The sequence below is a fragment of the Novosphingobium organovorum genome, from assembly GCF_022832435.1.
Lineage (GTDB): Bacteria > Pseudomonadota > Alphaproteobacteria > Sphingomonadales > Sphingomonadaceae > Novosphingobium > Novosphingobium organovorum.
On the sequence record NZ_JALHLF010000259.1, the window covers coordinates 1 to 711 of the forward strand.

Genomic DNA, 711 nt, shown 5'->3' on the forward strand with positions numbered 1-711 from the left:
GCAGAAGACCTTGCTTGTCGAGATCCCCTGCCAGCCCCGTTCCGGACCGTTGCATCGGCTGATCGACAGCACGGGCATCAAGGCTGTTGGAGACGGGGAATGGTGCAGGTGCAAGCATGGTGCGTCCAAACGCCGCCAGTGGCGAAAGGTCGACCTGGGTGTGGACGCCGGATCGCTTGAAATCCACGCCATCGAAGGGGCCGGGAGCCGGGTTGGCGATGCGCCCATGCTTCCCGAACGGCTGGCGCAGATACCACCCAACCAAGCTATCGCGACCGTCAGCACCGATGGCGCTTTTGACACCAAAGCCTGTCACGAAGCCATTGCCGCGCGCGATGCCTGTGCGATCATACCCGCCCGCAGCAATGCAAAAAGCCTGGCCCAAGAGCACGCCGGGCGTTGCCGCCCGCAATGAAATCGTTCGCTCAAGCTGCTGGGCGAACGGATCNCCCGCAATGAAATCGTTCGCTCAAGCTGCTGGGCGAACGGATCATGGCACGAGACTTTGATCGCCAAGTCGCTGAAATGCAAATCCGCGTCGCCATCCCGGGCCGCTTCACTGCGCTCGGAAGGCCCCAGACTCAGCGGGTCGCGTGTTCAATGCGATCAAAGGCCAACTGCTACCCTGTAGTCGATTTGTGCAACAAAGCCGGTCTTCATCCCAAGCTTGAATCGCGCCAAAGTCGCCGCATCAACCCATTTCAAAGCAGC

The 711-nt window shown here is 60.8% G+C and carries 1 pseudogene; it reads left to right on the plus strand.

What is annotated here, in order from left to right:
• Positions 1-591 (plus strand): annotated as a pseudogene (locus MTR62_RS21135) (IS5 family transposase); the annotation flags it as partial.
• Between the last annotated feature and the right edge of the window lie 120 nt (positions 592-711).